Annotated in this window: 13 protein-coding genes; 1 reads left to right on the top strand and 12 read right to left on the bottom strand. The window is 70.4% G+C overall.

Translation table 11 applies throughout. From position 1 onward, the window contains the following. The 11 genes from ACLKM7_RS19000 to ACLKM7_RS18950 form a co-directional block, all read right to left on the bottom strand. On the bottom strand, window positions 1–642 hold a 642-nt coding region (locus tag ACLKM7_RS19000; protein ID WP_436448865.1), incomplete at its 3' end, for a hypothetical protein. Then, complete coding sequence (locus ACLKM7_RS18995) at window positions 623–937, bottom strand: hypothetical protein (RefSeq protein ID WP_436448864.1); 315 nt, start codon at window positions 935–937, stop codon at window positions 623–625. The genes ACLKM7_RS18995 and ACLKM7_RS19000, both read right to left, overlap by 20 nt. Before the next feature lie 120 nt (window positions 938–1,057). Beyond that, window positions 1,058–2,662 carry a bifunctional phosphoribosylaminoimidazolecarboxamide formyltransferase/IMP cyclohydrolase gene (gene purH / locus ACLKM7_RS18990; RefSeq protein WP_436448863.1) on the bottom strand — a complete coding sequence of 535 codons (1,605 nt, stop codon included), beginning with the start codon at window positions 2,660–2,662 and terminating at the stop codon, window positions 1,058–1,060. 29 nt (window positions 2,663–2,691) lie between these two features. After that, entirely contained in the window at window positions 2,692–3,300 is a 609-nt protein-coding gene (purN, locus tag ACLKM7_RS18985; protein ID WP_436448862.1) for a phosphoribosylglycinamide formyltransferase, read from the bottom strand. Window positions 3,301–3,422: 122 nt separating this feature from the next. Beyond that, complete coding sequence (locus ACLKM7_RS18980) at window positions 3,423–5,477, bottom strand: hypothetical protein (protein WP_436448861.1); 2,055 nt, start codon at window positions 5,475–5,477, stop codon at window positions 3,423–3,425. A gap of 18 nt (window positions 5,478–5,495) precedes the next feature. Next, entirely contained in the window at window positions 5,496–6,578 is a 1,083-nt protein-coding gene (locus ACLKM7_RS18975) for a glycoside hydrolase family 130 protein (protein WP_436448860.1), read from the bottom strand. After that, the gene (locus ACLKM7_RS18970; RefSeq protein WP_436448859.1) at window positions 6,575–7,414 is read right to left on the bottom strand and encodes a carbohydrate ABC transporter permease; all 840 of its coding nucleotides are present in this window, start codon (window positions 7,412–7,414) and stop codon (window positions 6,575–6,577) included. The genes ACLKM7_RS18975 and ACLKM7_RS18970 overlap by 4 nt, the downstream gene beginning before the upstream one ends. Next, complete coding sequence (locus tag ACLKM7_RS18965) at window positions 7,411–8,400, bottom strand: carbohydrate ABC transporter permease (RefSeq protein WP_436448858.1); 990 nt, start codon at window positions 8,398–8,400, stop codon at window positions 7,411–7,413. Before ACLKM7_RS18965 ends, ACLKM7_RS18970 begins: the two co-directional genes overlap by 4 nt. Before the next feature lies 1 nt (window position 8,401). After that, entirely contained in the window at window positions 8,402–9,688 is a 1,287-nt protein-coding gene (locus tag ACLKM7_RS18960; protein ID WP_436448857.1) for an extracellular solute-binding protein, read from the bottom strand. A gap of 11 nt (window positions 9,689–9,699) precedes the next feature. Then, a complete protein-coding gene (locus tag ACLKM7_RS18955; RefSeq protein WP_436448856.1) occupies window positions 9,700–10,746 on the bottom strand; it encodes a LacI family DNA-binding transcriptional regulator in 1,047 nt (348 codons plus the stop codon). Window positions 10,747–10,841: 95 nt separating this feature from the next. Continuing rightward, window positions 10,842–12,269, bottom strand: coding sequence for a cell division protein PerM (locus ACLKM7_RS18950; RefSeq protein WP_436448855.1), 1,428 nt, complete (start codon window positions 12,267–12,269; stop codon window positions 10,842–10,844). Between the two features lie 124 nt (window positions 12,270–12,393). Between ACLKM7_RS18950 and ACLKM7_RS18945 the strand changes: the two genes are divergently transcribed. Then, window positions 12,394–13,878: an NCS2 family permease gene (locus ACLKM7_RS18945; protein ID WP_436448854.1), complete on the top strand. Its 1,485-nt coding sequence runs from the start codon at window positions 12,394–12,396 to the stop codon at window positions 13,876–13,878. 529 nt (window positions 13,879–14,407) lie between these two features. Here the strand turns inward: ACLKM7_RS18945 and ACLKM7_RS18940 are convergent. Continuing rightward, window positions 14,408–15,151 (bottom strand): formylglycine-generating enzyme family protein, encoded by a 744-nt coding sequence (locus ACLKM7_RS18940; RefSeq protein WP_436448853.1) that lies wholly within the window; start codon window positions 15,149–15,151, stop codon window positions 14,408–14,410.

The raw sequence follows: 15,151 nt of genomic DNA, 5'->3' as shown, positions 1-15,151 counted from the left end.
TTCGGGGGTGGGGGGGGAGTCGCCCCCCCCCCCCCCCGCGACGGATGCCTGGAGGCTCGCCGGCACGTAGGCGTGATCGATGTTCGCCACGGCCGCCAGGGCGGCGTCGTACGCGGCGTCCCAGCCGCGGTAGGCGGCCTCCCACTGCTCCCACAGGTCGGACAGCGCGGTGCGCCGCCGGGCGAGAGCGTCCTCGGCATCCGCGACGGCCTCCTCGGCGAGAGCGACCTCGCGCGACGTCGCGTCGTCGCTCAGCCCGCCCATCTCCCGGTCGGCCGTGGCGACCGACGCCGCTGCGGACTCCACCGCCGCGTGGGCGGCCTCGATGTCGTCGATCAGATCGTTCGCGGCGCGCCCGTGCTGAGCGACCGCTTCGCCGTACGATCTCAGCACCGCGGCGATGCGGTCGACCATCTGCGTCGTCGGAGTGATGCGACCGGCGAGGTCGCCGGCATCCGACTGGACGGACCTGATCGCCTCACCACGGCCTTCCAGTCCGCCGTCGATGTTGCGCAGCACGACACCCGCGTCTCGACCATCCTCGGCGAGGTCGCGGAGGGCATCGGAGAGAGCCTCGATTCCGCCCTCGTCGTAGTCGATGCGCTCGAGCGGCACCCCCAGCTCAGGCGAGGTCAGCGACATAGTCCCGATCCCAATGGGCGCTCAATGAGACGTCCAGCTCCGTGAACGAGTCGAGGATGTCGAGCAGCTGGGCGCTCACCACGATCGCGTCCTCGTCCTCGGCGGTCACACGCATGAGGGCGGCGCCGACCGCGTTCTCGACCATCACGCGTAACAGGGTGCGCCCGCACGGATCACCGATCCCCGTGTCGCGACGCCAGGCGTCCTCGGCTTTCGCGCGGTAGTTCAGGAGCGCCTGATCGAGCGTCATCTTCGCGCTCTCGAGCGCGTAGCGGTCGATTTCGACGTCACCCACTGCAGCGCCCCGTCCCCCGCGTCCACGACCAGTCGCCTCATGCTATCCACGCGATGCGAACGACCACGATGGGGAGCATTCCCCATGCCCGGCCGCCCGTCGCACCCGAATGCGCGGGTCTCAGTGGAAGAAGTGGCGCTCGCCGGTGAAGAACATCGTGACGCCCGCCGCCTGCGCGGCCGCGATCACCTCGTCGTCTCGTACCGAACCGCCGGGCTGCACGATCGCCGTGATGCCGGCGTCGAGCAGGATCTGCGGACCGTCCGCGAACGGGAAGAAGGCATCGGATGCCGCCACCGAGCCGGCGGCGCGGTCGCCGGCGCGTTCGACCGCGAGCCGGCACGAGTCCACACGATTGACCTGGCCCATGCCGATGCCCACCGTTGCGGAGTTCTTGGCGAGGACGATCGCGTTGGACTTGACGGCGCGGCAGGACTTCCACGCGAAGATGAGGTTCGTCATCTCCGCGTCGGCGGGGCGCTCACCAGACACCAGCTGCCAGTCCTTCGCGACGGATTCGATGTCGTCGGGGAACCGGTCGGCGTCCTGGAGGAGGAGTCCGCCCGACACCAGCCGCACGTCCATGCGCTCCTGCTGCCAATCGGCGGGGAGTTGAAGCAGTCGCAGGTTCTTCTTCGTCCGGAAGACCTCGAGCGCGGCCGGTTCGAAGTCGGGGGCGACGATCACCTCGGTGAAGATGTCCTTGAGATTCTCCGCCATCTTGAGGGTGACGGTGCCGTTCGCGGCGATCACGCCGCCGTATGCCGAGACGGGATCGCACTCGTGGGCGCGCAGGTGGGCGCTGGCGATCGGGTCGAGCGCGTTGGGCGCCGTCACTGCGATGCCGCACGGGTTCGCGTGCTTGATGATGGCCACGGCGGGCTTGACCATGTCGAACGCGGCGCGCAGGGCGGCGTCGGCGTCGACGTAGTTGTTGTACGACATCTCCTTGCCCTGCAGCTGCGTGGCCTGGGCGATGCCGTGCCCGCCGTTGCGCGTGTAGATCGCGGCGCGCTGGTGCGAGTTCTCGCCGTAGCGCAGCGTCGCGAGCCGCTCGGCCTTGATCGTGAGGTGGGCCGGCAGGTCCGCCTCGGTCAGGGTGCCCTCCGAGAACCAGGTCGCCACGGCGCGGTCGTACTCGGCGGTGTGCGCGAAGGCGCGCGCGGCGAGTTCGCGGCGCTGCACGAGGCTCGTGCCGCCGGCGCCGAGCGACTCGATGACCGCCGGGTACGACGACGGCGAGACGACGATGGCGACGTTGGCGTAGTTCTTCGCCGAGGCACGCACCATGGCGGGGCCGCCGATGTCGATCTGCTCGACGACGTTGTCGCCCTGGGCGCCGGAGCGCACCGTCTCGACGAACGGGTAGAGGTTGACCACGACCAGTTCGAACGGCTCGATGTCGAGGTCCGCGAGCTGGCGCTCGTGGTCCTCCAGGCGCAGGTCAGCCAGCAGCCCGGCGTGGACGCTCGGGTGCAGCGTCTTGACGCGACCATCGAGCGACTCGGGGAACCCGGTGACGCTCGCGACGTCGGTGACGGCGAAACCGGCGTCGCGGATGGTCGCTGCCGTCGACCCGGTCGAGACGATCTCGACGCCCGCGCCCGCCAGCGCCTCCGCGAGCTTCAGCAGGTCGGTCTTGTCGCTGACCGAGACGAGCGCACGGCGGACGGGCACGACGTCGCGGGTGCGGTACAGGGCGGGGTCGTGGCTCGGTCCGGCCATGGCGGATCTCCTCGGTGCTGGGGACGAAGTCAGGGTGCGGGGGCGCGGGTGGCGGCCTGCGCGGCGAGGTCGAGGTCGCCGGTCGCGATGCGGCGCACGACGTCGATCAGAAGGCGCCGCTCCACGGGCTTGATGCGTTCGTGCAGGGTGTGCTCGTCGTCGCCGGCGAGCACGGGCACGCGCTCCTGGGCGAGGATCGGGCCGCTGTCGACCCCGGTGTCGACCAGGATGACGCTCGCTCCGGTCTGGTCCACGCCGGTGGCGAGCGCATCGCGGACGCCGTGCGCGCCGGGGAACTCGGGCAGGTAGGCCGGGTGGGTGTTGATGATCCGCGGCGACCACTCGTCCACGAGCGCGGCGGGCAGGAGCCTCATGAGTCCGCTCAGCACGACCAGGTCGGGCTGCCACACGGCGAGCTGGGCTCCGAGTTCGGCGCCCCAGTCCTCGCGGCTGTCGAACTGCGCGTACGGGACCATGAACGTCGGGATGCCGTACTCCTCGGCATGCGCGAAGCCCTCTGCCTCACGATCCGCGCCGACGACGACGACGCGAGCGGGGTAATCGGGGTCGGCGGCCGCGTCGAGCAGGGCTCGCAGATTCGACCCTGTGCCCGAGATGAGAACGGCGACCGAGAGCACCCGGTCAGTCTAGCCGGGGCCGGCGGGCCGCCCCGCGCGTGGGAGGACGGATGCCTCGGTTCGAGGCATCCGTCCTCCCGACCGCACCCGGCCAGGTCCCCCGGCAGCCGGGTGCGGCGCCTTCAGGACTGCGCGATCGCGAACCCTCCGGCCGGGAGCACGATCGTGCCACCGCCTTGCATGCCACGCTCGCGGACCAGCGCACCGGACGCATCGAAGACGCGCACGGACAGCGGCGTTCCCGGTTCCCCGATGCGCACCGGCTGAGGCCGGTCGATCGTCGAGTGCACCAGTTCGGTGCTGCCCTCGCCGCTCAGCACGAGTCGCGACACCGCGGGCCTGACGATCAGCGCGTCGAGCATGAGGGTGCCGCCCTCCACCTCGACCCGCACGGACGCGGTGCCGGCGGGCACGTCTCGCTTGAGGGAATGCGGCAGCAGCACGCCCGGGGTCGGCGAGATCCCCTGCTCCGGGCCGGTGATGTCGAGGGTCCCGAGCGGGCGGTGCCCGGTGCGCCACTGCGATGAACTCTCGGCGCCGGGCTCGGACCACACCACCGGCTCGATCGAGCGACCACCGGCCGCCTCGCCCAGGTCGAACACTGCGTGCTCGCCCGCGGTCAGGGTCAGCGCGTCACCCGACCACAGCGACTCACCGGTCCACGGCGTCGGCGCCGACACGACGCCCGTGGTGTCGCCCGACGATTCCGCCTCGATCACGGTCAGCCCGTCGCGGGCCGACACCGTGGCGATCGTCGTGGCGCGGGTGGCGAGATCGGGACGCGCGTCCAGAGTCAGCATCGTCAGCAGTCCGTGGATCGTGCTCTCGGCGCCGCTGTTGCGGTTGATGACGCCGTTGGAATGGGTGCCGTCCGGCTGGATCCCGTCGAAGGTCACGCCGGTGGCAGGGTCGTACATCGGCGAGCCCGCCGGATTGGCGCCGAAGAACCAGGCCGCCTGCATGGCAGCGAGGTCGGCGAAACCTGTCGAGCCCGTCGCGTCGGCCACCGCGACCAGCGACTGCACGCGCGAGTCCGCACCGTAGGCGATCTGCACGCGATCGGCGGGCGTCGGGAACCATCCGTTGTCGGGCCCTCCCGCCGTCAGCAGGGTCGTCGTGAACAGAGCCGCGTCGCGCGCTGCGGGTTCGGCGAGCGCCGGGTCATCGAGGACGACGGATGCCGCGGCCAGCGCCGCCGGCATCTGCGAGCCCCATCCGTGCCACATGCTGCGCGACTGCGCCCAGGGCAGCACCGCGCCGTACGGCCACGAGCCCCCGTCGCCGGCTGACATGGCGGCGATCCCCTCGGCGAGCTTGCGCAAGGCGTCCGCCGCGACCGCGTCATCGGGCACTGCCCGCACACGCGCCGCGAGTCCGAGCACTGCCTCGGCCGAGGCATCCGCCCCGTCCACGATCAGCCACGCCGGCACGCGCATGCCGTCGGTTTCCGCCCATTGCCCGTACCGAGAAAGCACCTGCCGGTCGATCGCCGCGATGGCGAGCCCCAAGCGGTCTTCGAGGAAGGCGGCGAACTCGGGATCGGCGTCCTGGAAGGCCGCATAACCCTCGCCGAAGGCCCACACGGTCCGTGCGAGCCAGTAGCTCGGGCCCGAATCCGAGGGATCGGGCAGGTCGACCGGCTCGGCCGACGGGTTCAGGGTGCCGTCGGGCTGCATCCACAGCACGACGTTCCCGGCGTTCGGTCCCTCGGCCGTCTGCAGGTAAGCGAGGCTGCGCAGCAGCTCGTACGCGGTGTCACGACTGGTCTCGGCATCCGTCTGCTCCCAGTGCCGCAGGTACACGACCGCGGCGCGCGCGATGTCGTCGGCGTTGTAGGCGCCCTGGCCCCAGTGACCGGTCGCCGGGTCGAGCGGGCCGCCGCCGACCCGCTCGAACGCGCCGCCCGGTCTCGCGTCGGCGTACGTCCAGGGCATCACGAGCGATGGCTCGGCGTCGAGGCGGTACGTCGTGTGCCCCGGCACCTCCGCCGGCGGCGTCGCTTCGTCGAGCAGGAAGTCGAGGTGCGCGAGATTCGTGAGGGGGGCGGATGCCGCGGCCGGCGACTGCCGGTGGTCAGGCGTCGCGGCAGCGGGTACGGCCACCGCGGTGGCCGACACCAGTGCGACGGCGGCGGACACTGCCGCGACGCGTGCACCCCATCGTGCGTGCGTGTTCATGGGATCCTCGATCCTTTCTCAGCCGGCGTCGGTGCGCTCCAGGAGCGCGACGCCGATCTTGGAATCGGCCATGCCGTAGAAGACGAACAGGCGGCCGTCGATCTCTTCGATCGCCGTCGGGAAGACGACGTTGGGGACGATGCCGCTGCGCTCGTCCTCGGTCTCGGGCGCGAGCAGAGGCTCGGGAGTGCGGGCGATCACGCGCGACGGGTCTGCGGCATCCAGCAGGAGGGCGCCTGCGGCGTAATTCACGCGCTGCTGCTGCGCGAACGCGCTGTCGAGGACGCCGGTGACGCCGTGGTGCAGAACGAGCCACCCCTCCGGCACCCGGAGCGGCGGCGGGCCGCCGCCGATCTTGACCTCCTCGAACGCGTACTCGGGACCGGCGACGAACCGGTGCTGCTCCCACAGCACGAGGTTCGCCAGATCGTCGCGCACGGCCGCGAGCGGCACATAGCTGATCCAGATGGACTGGCGCGGGTCGTCGATCCCGGCGGGCAGACGCACCCCCTGTCCGGGCTTGGTCTCGCTGAGATCCCACATCGGGCGGTGCAGCACCGCCAGGGCCTCGGTGCCATCGGGCGCCGTCACCGGCTCCGGGAAGAAGACCGTGTCCTTGTTGTGGAAGAGGTTCAGGTCCATGTCGAGTTCGTCCTGGTACCGGAACAGCACCGGCCCGAGACGTCGCCACTCCCGCAGGTCCTCCGACACCGCGATCGCCGTGCGAGGGCCGAGCGGCCCGTACGCGACATACGTCATGACGTGCAGGCCGAGGGCGTCGATCCACGTCGTGCGCGGGTCCTCGACACCGGCGTTGCCGACGCCGCGCTCCCAGCCCCGGTCAGGCTCGAGTACGACACCCTCGCGCTCGACGGCCACCGGGACGCCGTCTTCGACGACGACGCGTGCGAGCCCCACGCGCGAGACGTTTCCCTCGGCGACGAGGCGCGGCAGCAGGTACAGCTCTCCATCCGGCCCGCGCCCGGAGGCGGGATTGAGCACGCCCTCGGCTTCGTTCGGATCTCCGGGCTGCGGCGTCATCACGACGCCCATCCGGGTCAGCCGGTACGGGATCGAGGGGGTTGTTCCGGGCATGGTCATCCTTTCACTCCGGATCCGAGGTCATTGCTGGTGAAGTACCGCTGGAAGACGATGAACAGGGTCACCGCTGGAACAGCGAGCACGACGGCGCCGGCCATCATGGCGCCGAACGGGTTGGCGGTGGAGGCGGCGATGTTCGAGATGAAGTTCGCGAGCGACACAGCGAGCGGCTGCATCGACGCCTCCTTGGTGATGAGGAAGGGCCACAAGAACTCGTTCCAGGGCCCGATGAACGTCAGCAGCACGGCCGTCAGCAGCGCCGGACGGACGAGGGGCAGGGCGACGCTCCACAGCAGGCGGAACTCCCCGGCACCGTCGATTCGCGCCGCCGAGAAGAGATCCTGCGGAAGCTGCAGGAAGTACTGCCGGAAGATGAGCACTGCGGTGGAGTTGATGAAGAACGGCAGGATCATGCCGAGATAGCTGTCGGACAGTCCGAAGTCCCGCGCGATCATGACGTAGAGCGGAATCATCAGCAGCTGGAACGGCACAACCTGCACCAGCAGGACCAGGGCGAAGGTCGCACTGCGACCGCGCCACTGGAGGACCGCGAGCGCATACCCGGCGAGAACCCCGAAGACCACGGTGCCGAGGATCACGCCGCCCGTGAAGATCCCCGAGTTGAGCAGCCCCTGGAAGAGGTTGATCCGCTCGTTGATGGCGACGTAGTTGTCCACCGTCAGGTTCGCCGGGTCCGGGAAAGCGCCCGCCACGGTCGCGTCGACATCCGTCTGCAGCGACCCGACGATCATGTACCAGAACGGGAAGAGGAAGGCCAGCGCGCCGAGGCTCAGCACCACGTAGAGCGCGATCTTGCTGCCGAGTGCTCGCCTCATGACTCGTCCCCTCCGCCGACGAACTTGCGCTGCGCGGCGGCCAGAATCAGCACGAAGATGATCAGGATCACTCCGATCGCGGCCGCGACGTCCGGATTGCCCTGCTCGATTCCGCGCTGATAGATCAGCAGCACCGGAGAGGTGGAGGCTCCATTCGGCCCGCCGCCGCCGGTGAGCAGATACGGCTCGGTGAAGAGATTGGCTCCGGTGATCGTCGACAGGAGCACCACCAGGAACGTGGCCGGGCGCACGCCCGGCACGGTGACCGAGAAGAACTGGCGGATGCGGCCGCCGCCGTCCATCGACACCGATTCGTACTGCTCTTTGGGCACGTTCTGAAGCGCCGCCAGGTACAGCAGGATGTAGAACCCGAGCCCCTTCCACGTGACGAAGAGCGCGATCGTCGGCATGGCGAGAGCCGAGTTGATGAGCCACGACGGGTCGGGCGCAAGCGGCCCCAGGACGTTGTTGACCAGACCGTTGCTCGAGAACAGGAAGAGCCAGACCGCGACGACGGCCACCGAGGCCGTCACGTACGGCACGTAGTAACTGACGCGGAAGAAGGTCCGCGCGTGGACGACGTTGTTGAGCGCGGTCGCCAGGACGATCGACAGTGCCACCGTCAAGGGCACATTGATGAGCAGGAAGATTCCGACGTTGCGGAACGACTGCCACACGTCGGGGTCGGTGAGCACCGCGACGTAGTTCTCGAACCCGACGAACGGCCGTTCGACGTCGGCTCCCGGCGCGGCGAAGAAGTAGTCCTGGAACGACATCCACACCGCGAAGACGATCGGCCACGCGAAGACGAGGATCACGAAGACCAGATACGGCGCCGAGAACAGGATGCCGAGCGGCTGAGCGCCGAGGATCCGCCGGCGTGTGCGCCGCTCCGGCTGCGTCGGGGCCGCGGCGGGCGCGGCCGACCCGGCGCGGTCCGGGTCGTCCCCGGTCCGTCCGGGCGGCCCCGCCACCGTCGCGCTCATGTCAGCCCGCCGCCAGTTCGTCGACCTCGGCCGCGGTGTCGGAGAGGAACGCGTCGATCTCCTCCTCGCCGAAGATCACCGACTCGGAGTAGCCGTCGCGGAACACCTGCCAGATCTCGACCGAGTTCGGCACGTTGGGCACCTCGACGGTGCGCGAGGTCTGGTCTCCGAACTGCTCGTACGCGGGGTTCGCCTCGAAGTAGTCCGCATACGTCTCGGTGAGGTTCTCGCGCATCGGCATCTGCCCGGTCTCTTCGAGCCAGATCCCGTCCTGCTCCTCGCTGGTGGCGAACTTGAGCACATCCCACGCAGTCGCCTTGTTGTCGCACGCCGTGAACAGGCCGACGTTCTTGGCGTCGCTGAACGTCCACGTCTCTTCCGGGGCGGTGCCCTGCTGCGTCGGTACCGGGACCGCGCCCCAGTTCACGTCCTCGCCGTAGACGTCGATCGCCCAGGGCCCGACGATCGACATCGCGGCGTAGCCGTCGGCGAACGCGTCGCCCTGGTACTGCTCCTGCCCGGCGAGCTGCTCCTCATAGAGCGTGCGCCAGAACTCCGCGACCGCCTGCCCGTCCTCGGAGTCGAACGTGGCCGCGCCGTCTTCGACGAGCAGCGTGCCACCGGTCTGTGCGGCGTACAGCGGGTAGAAGTCGAACCATGACTGGAAGAACTCGCTCGTCGGCGCCGGGTTGATCGCGTACGGGGCGACGCCGGCGGTCTTGAGCGCCCGCGCGGTCTCGAGGAACTCGTCGTAGGTCGACAGCGGCGGGTTCTCGGCATCCAGCCCCGCCTGGGTGAACATGTCCTTGTTGTAGAAGATCATGACCGGGTTGGACTTCCACGGCAGCTGGTAGAAGCCGCCGTCTTCCGACCGGTACTGCTCGGCGACTTCTCCAGAGCGCCCGGTGATGTAGTCGTCGCCGTCTTCGAACTCCGACAGGTTGACCAGCCCGCCCTGCTTCTGGAACCCGGGCACCGCTGCGGGCGAGGTGTTGAAGATGAGGCACGGGGCGTTCCCCGCGGTGATCGCGGCACCGATCACCTCTTCGCTGGATGCGCCCGCGGGGATCTCCTGCGCCTTGATCTGCTCGTCGGGGTTATCGGCGTTCCATGCCTCGACCATCTGCTCGCCCCACGCGATCTCGGCCGCGTTGTTCGAATACCAGATGGTGATCTCGCCGCGACTGTCCATGCCGGCGTCGCCACCGCCGCCACCGCCGCCGCCGCAGCCGGTCAGGGCGAGGACACCTGCCACGGCTCCCGCCGCCAGGATCGTGCGTCGTTGCATCTCGTGCTCCTTCATCGGTCGCGGCGGTCGCCGCGAGTGTCGGTCGGCGCAGGTCCGGTGGACTCGCGCACGGTGAGGGTCGGTTCATTCAGGCGCACGTTCACCGCGTCGTGGCCCTCGACCGCTCCGAGGAGCGTCCGGGCCGCGACGCGGCCCCACTCCCGGGCGTCGGTGGCGACGCTGGTGAGAGCTGGATTCACGTAGCGCCCGATCTCGGTGTCGTCGTAGCCGGTGATCGAGAGGTCACCGGGGACCGAGAGTCCGCGCCGGCGCGCCACGCCCAGGCCCGCGATCGCCATGTGGTCGTTGGAGTACACGATCGCGGTCGGCGGCGCGTCGCCGTCCAGCAGCGCGCCGGTCGCGGCCGCTCCTTCGGCGGCGCTGAAGTCCGTCTCGACTGAGGCTGCGACGAGGCCGAACTCGGCGGCAGCCGTCTCGAACGCCTGCCGGCGGGTGCGGGCATGCAGCATCCCGTCGGGTCCGGCGATGTGGGCGATGCGACGGTGACCGAGGCCGGCCAGATGGCGGACGGCGGCGTGGATGCCTGCGCCGTCGTCGACCGATACCGACGAGAACGGCGTCTCGGCGTCGGGCATGCCCAGCGTGACCGCGGCGAGCCCGAGGCGCTCGACCAATTCGAGCCGCGGGTCGTGGACGCGCAGGTCGGTGAGGATCACGCCGTCGACGCGCTTGTCGACCGACAGGCCGCGGTAGGTCTCGGACTCCTGCCGCCCGGGTGTCGCGACGGCGAGCACGAGCACCTGGCCCGACATCGAGAACTCGTCCTCCAGGCCGGCGATGAACGAGTGGAAGAACGGGTCCGCCGCGATGACGTCGGGACTGCGTCCGAGCACCAGGCCGCACGCGAAGGAGCGACCCGTGCTGAGCGAGCGCGCACGCAGGCTCGGGGTCCAGCCGAGCTCGCGCGCGACCTCGAGGATGCGCGCACGCGTCTCGGCCGAGACGCCCGGGCGGTCGTTGAGCGCGAACGAGACGAGCCCCTTGCTGACGCCCGCTTCACGGGCGACGTCGGTGATCGTCGGCGGCTGCTGTGCCATGGGTCTCCTCGAACTAAACCGGTTCAGACTCTAAAGCGGTTTAGGCCTCGCGCGCAACACCCTTGTCTCGATGGGACAGAGGTGGTAACCGCCCCTCAGTCGCGCTGCGGCAGCTCGATCGGCTCGGTGCGCGCCTCGTCGGCCGCTGGGGCGGGCTCGTCCGTCGCCTCGAACGGGGACGGATGCCGCTCCTCGGCGTCCGGGCGAGCGGCACCGCGGATCAGTCCGCTGAGGCGCGCGTCGACGCTCGCAGGCTCGCCGCCGGTCGCGGCGGTGGCCGTTCGTGACGTGCCGATGCCCGACCGCCGGCCGCGCGGCGAGAGCAGCAGGATCGCGGCACCGACGAACACCTCGAAGGCCACCGCGAGCGCGACAGGACCCGGCTCGGGGCCGAACGTCGAGAGCCTGCCAGGCCCGAGCGAACCGGACGCGGCGAACGCGAGGAGTGCCGCCGCGGATGCCGACAGGACGGCGATGGCGGCCGCGGTCACCAGCCGCGCACCGATCGGGTCGTCGGCGGCCGGCGCGCCGCTGTCGCCCGCATGGACGAGGCGGGAGCGGGCGATCCAGCCCGCCAGTGCGCCGAGCGCGACGGGGGCGAGCGCGAGCAGGAGCAGCCAGGACGTGGTGGAGTCGGGCACCGCGCCGAGCAGCGGGATGCCAGGCACGACGCCCACCTGCGTCGCCGCGGGCGAGACCGCCGTGCCCTCACCCACGGCGAAGCCCGGTCCCGCGACGAACGCGAACCCCCATACGGCGAGCGTCGGGAGGTAGGCCAGCTGCACGAGCGTGAGCACCGTCGCACCGGCGGCGTCGACGTTGCCGGCCTGGAACAGCGCGACCACGTGCCCGGCTCGCGTGAAGAGGGCGACCGCTGTCACCGCCGCGCCGAGCCCGATCAGCCCGGTCACGACGACGGCCGATCCGCGAACGACGACACCCGGAACGTCGCCCCACCCGTCCGGCGCCCCCTCGACGCGGTCGCGAAGTCTCGCCACACCGCCGCCGCCGGCCTCGCGCCATTCGGTGATCAGCGCTGCCACGACGGCGGGAACGGCGAACAGCAGCGTCGGCACGAGCACGGCCTGCCACGTCGGAGCGGTCGCGATGGCGTTCTGCGCCGTCAGCGCGGCACCGGTGGCGAGCGCAGCGAAGACCACGGTCGCGGTGACGACGCCGGTGAGCCATGCCTCCGCCCGCGACGCGCGCACGCCCGAACGCGCCGCGAAGATGACGGTGAACCCGGCGAACGCGAGGGGCGAGAGCGACAGGACGAAGGATGCCGCCTGCCCGTCGATCCCCGTCGCGGCAAGGTATTCCGGGGGCAGCTCGACGGCGAGCGGCACGAGGTTGCCGAGCTGCCACACCGAGACGCCGGCGGGCCAGATGGCACCCCAATCGGCGGCACCGCCGAAACCGAAGACCCACAGAAGCGTCAGCGGAGCGAGGGTCGCCGCGAGGCCGACGGCCACCGCGAGGGCGGCGTCGACGGTGGCGAGGAGGGCAACGATGAGGCGATTCATGCGCCATCGACCCTACTTCGACCCGCGGCGGCCTTCCGGCTGACCGCGCGGGTGGCGGCGGCATCCGTTCAGCTGATCCCCAGGTTCGCGCGCGAGGCGCTAACGTCGTCGTCGGAGGTCATTCATGAGCACAGCCCCGTCCACCGCGCCCGATTCCCCCGAGACCGCCGACCCTGGCGAGACGCGGGAACCCAAGAACGGCCTCGATCGGTTCTTCGAGATCACCCGGCGCGGGTCGACGGTCGGCACCGAGGTGCGCGGCGGCGTCGTGACCTTCGTGACGATGGCGTACATCGTCATCCTCAACCCGATCATCCTCTCGGGCGCGGCAGACGTCGACGGCAACAGTCTCGGCTTCGGCCAGGTGGCAGCCACGACGGCGCTGACCGCGGGTGTGATGACGGTGCTCTTCGGACTCGTGACGCGCCTGCCGTTCGCATTCGCGGCCGGCCTGGGCATCAACTCGTTCCTCGCGGTCTCGGTCGTCGGTCAGGTGACGTGGCCCGAGGCGATGGGCCTCGTGGTGATCAACGGCCTCATCATCGTGCTGCTGGCGGCGACGGGGCTGCGGCGCATGATCTTCGACGCGGTGCCGATCCAGCTCAAGCTCGCGATCACGGTCGGCATCGGCCTGTTCATCGCCTTCATCGGCTTCGTCGACGCCGGCTTCGTCACCGCAACGGGGGCGTCCTCTCCCCCGGTCGGCCTCGGCGTGAACGGATCGGTCGGCACGGTCCCGACGCTCATCTTCGTCTTCACGCTGCTGCTCACCGGCATCCTGGTCGCGCGCAAGGTCAAGGGCGGCATCCTGATCGGCCTCGTCTCGGGCACCGTGGTGGCCGTCGTCGTCGAGGCGATCTGGAACATCGGCCCGAAGTTCGACGGCGACGAGGTGAACCCCGGCGGCTGGGGTCTGTCGGTGCCCGAGCTGCCCGCATCCCTCGTGAGCGTGCCCGACCTCTCGCTCGTCGGCCAGATCTCGTTCGGCTCATTCGAGCGCATCGGCGTGCTCGCCGCGCTGATGCTCGTGTTCACCCTCGTCTTCACGAACTTCTTCGACGCGATGGGCACCATGACGGGGCTGTCGAAGGAGGCGGGCCTGGCCGACGCCAAGGGCGACTTCCCCCGCATCAAGTCGGCGCTGATCGTCGAGGGCGTCGGCGCGGTGGCCGGTGGCCTCACCTCGAGCTCGTCCAACACGGTCTTCATCGAATCCGGCTCCGGCATCGGCGAGGGCGCACGCACCGGTTTCGCGAACGTCGTCACCGGCGCGCTGTTCCTCGTGGCGATGTTCTTCTCGCCGCTCGTCTCGATCGTGCCGTCCGAGGTGGCCGCCTCGGCCCTGGTCATCGTCGGCGCGCTGATGATGTCGCAGATCCGCTACATCGACTTCTCGGACTTCTCGATCCTGCTGCCGGTCTTCCTCGCGGTGACCGTGATGCCCCTCACCTACTCGATCGCGAACGGCATCGGCGCAGGATTCATCGCGTGGGTCGTGGTGCGGTCGCTGTCGGGCAAGGCCCGCGAGATCAGCCCGCTGCTGTGGATCGTCGCCGCCGGATTCGTCCTGTACTTCGCGCGCGGACCGATCGAGGCGCTGCTCGGCTGAGCCCGGACGGGACGGATGCCGCGGCTCGCGGCATCCGTTCCCCTCACGGTCCGCCCCTCGGTTCGGGTGACGCAACACGCGGGACCGCGCGCGGCACGCGGCGTGTCGTGACACCCGAAGGTCGACGGCTGCTCCGGCACGCGGCATCCGTCCTCCCTCGATTCGGGTGACGCAACACGCGGGACCGCGCGCGGCACGCGGCGTGTCGTGACACCCGAAGGTCGAGCGCTGCTCCGGCACGCGGCATCCGTCCTCCCTCGATTCGGGTGACGCAACCCGCGGGACCGCGCGCGGCACGCGGCGTGTCGTGCCACCCGAAGGTCGAGCGCTACTCCGGCACGCGGCATCCGTCCTCCCTCGATTCGGGTGACGCAACACGCGGGACCGCGCGCGGCACGCGGCGTGTCGTGACACCCGAAGGTCGAGCGCTACTCCGACACGCGGCATCCGTCCTCCCTCGATTCGGGTGGCGCAACACGCGGGGTCGAGCGCGGCATGCGGCGTGTCGTGACACCCGAACCCGGGCGGATCAGCGGCGCGGCGTCCACCCCGGCGGTGTCGGGCCCTCGTACGCCGCGCGCTCGGTGTCGGCGTGCGCCGACCAGCCCTGCGCCGCGTCGACCGCGTCGAATCCGCCGCGGGCGACGCGGAAGCCGACGTCGTCGTGGTGCATGCGAGGCGCGCCACCGCGGCGAGTGGACGCCCGCACGCTCCACGCGTCGTCGGCGAACCCGCCGCCCCGGAAGACGCGATAATCGCCGTAACGCGCCGGGTCGAGCAGGTCCCAGCACCATTCCCACACGTTGCCGAGCGTGTCGAACAGCCCGTTCAGATTGGGCAGCTTGGCTCCGACGTCCTGGGGTGACGTGACGCCGTCCGCGCTCGTCCACGCGACCTCCGCGAGCGGACCGTAGTGCGGGCCGGTCGATCCCGCGCGGCACGCGACCTCCCACTCCGCCTCGGTCGGCAGCCGGTATCCGTCGGCGTCGACGTGCCATGTGACCTGATCGCCGTCGAACGTGTAGGCGGAATCCAGCCCCTCCCACTCCGAGGCGGCGTTGCAGAATCGGATCGCCCGCAGCCAGCTCAGGTCGCTCGCCGGGCGGCGCGGGTGGCTCGCGGTTTCGCCGAGCAGTTCACCCAACTGGCCCTGGGTGACCGGGTACACCCCGATCTCGAACGGCTCGAGCTCGACGCTCCAGCGACGGTCGCGTCGCGCATCGTGCAGCGCGACGGTGCCCGCGGGGATCCGGGCGAGTTCGATATCGGTCAT

This window comes from Microbacterium sp. I2 (assembly GCF_051364985.1).
Taxonomy (GTDB): Bacteria; Actinomycetota; Actinomycetes; order Actinomycetales; family Microbacteriaceae; genus Microbacterium.
Note: the sequence above shows the minus strand (reverse complement) of the source record. Positions and strands in the feature narration are given on the sequence as shown.

Excerpts from the sequence above, each read along its gene's own strand:
- ACLKM7_RS18980 (WP_436448861.1), bottom strand. The coding sequence starts at position 5,477 with ATGAACACGCACGCACGATGGGGTGCACGCGTCGCGGCAGTGTCCGCC.
- ACLKM7_RS18960 (WP_436448857.1), bottom strand. The coding sequence starts at position 9,688 with ATGCAACGACGCACGATCCTGGCGGCGGGAGCCGTGGCAGGTGTCCTC.
- purH (WP_436448863.1), bottom strand. The coding sequence starts at position 2,662 with ATGGCCGGACCGAGCCACGACCCCGCCCTGTACCGCACCCGCGACGTC.
- ACLKM7_RS18950 (WP_436448855.1), bottom strand. The coding sequence starts at position 12,269 with ATGAATCGCCTCATCGTTGCCCTCCTCGCCACCGTCGACGCCGCCCTC.
- ACLKM7_RS18940 (WP_436448853.1), bottom strand. The coding sequence starts at position 15,151 with ATGACCGATATCGAACTCGCCCGGATCCCCGCGGGCACCGTCGCGCTG.
- ACLKM7_RS18970 (WP_436448859.1), bottom strand. The coding sequence starts at position 7,414 with ATGAGGCGAGCACTCGGCAGCAAGATCGCGCTCTACGTGGTGCTGAGC.
- ACLKM7_RS18975 (WP_436448860.1), bottom strand. The coding sequence starts at position 6,578 with ATGACCATGCCCGGAACAACCCCCTCGATCCCGTACCGGCTGACCCGG.
- ACLKM7_RS18945 (WP_436448854.1), top strand. The coding sequence starts at position 12,394 with ATGAGCACAGCCCCGTCCACCGCGCCCGATTCCCCCGAGACCGCCGAC.
- ACLKM7_RS18955 (WP_436448856.1), bottom strand. The coding sequence starts at position 10,746 with ATGGCACAGCAGCCGCCGACGATCACCGACGTCGCCCGTGAAGCGGGC.
- ACLKM7_RS18965 (WP_436448858.1), bottom strand. The coding sequence starts at position 8,400 with ATGAGCGCGACGGTGGCGGGGCCGCCCGGACGGACCGGGGACGACCCG.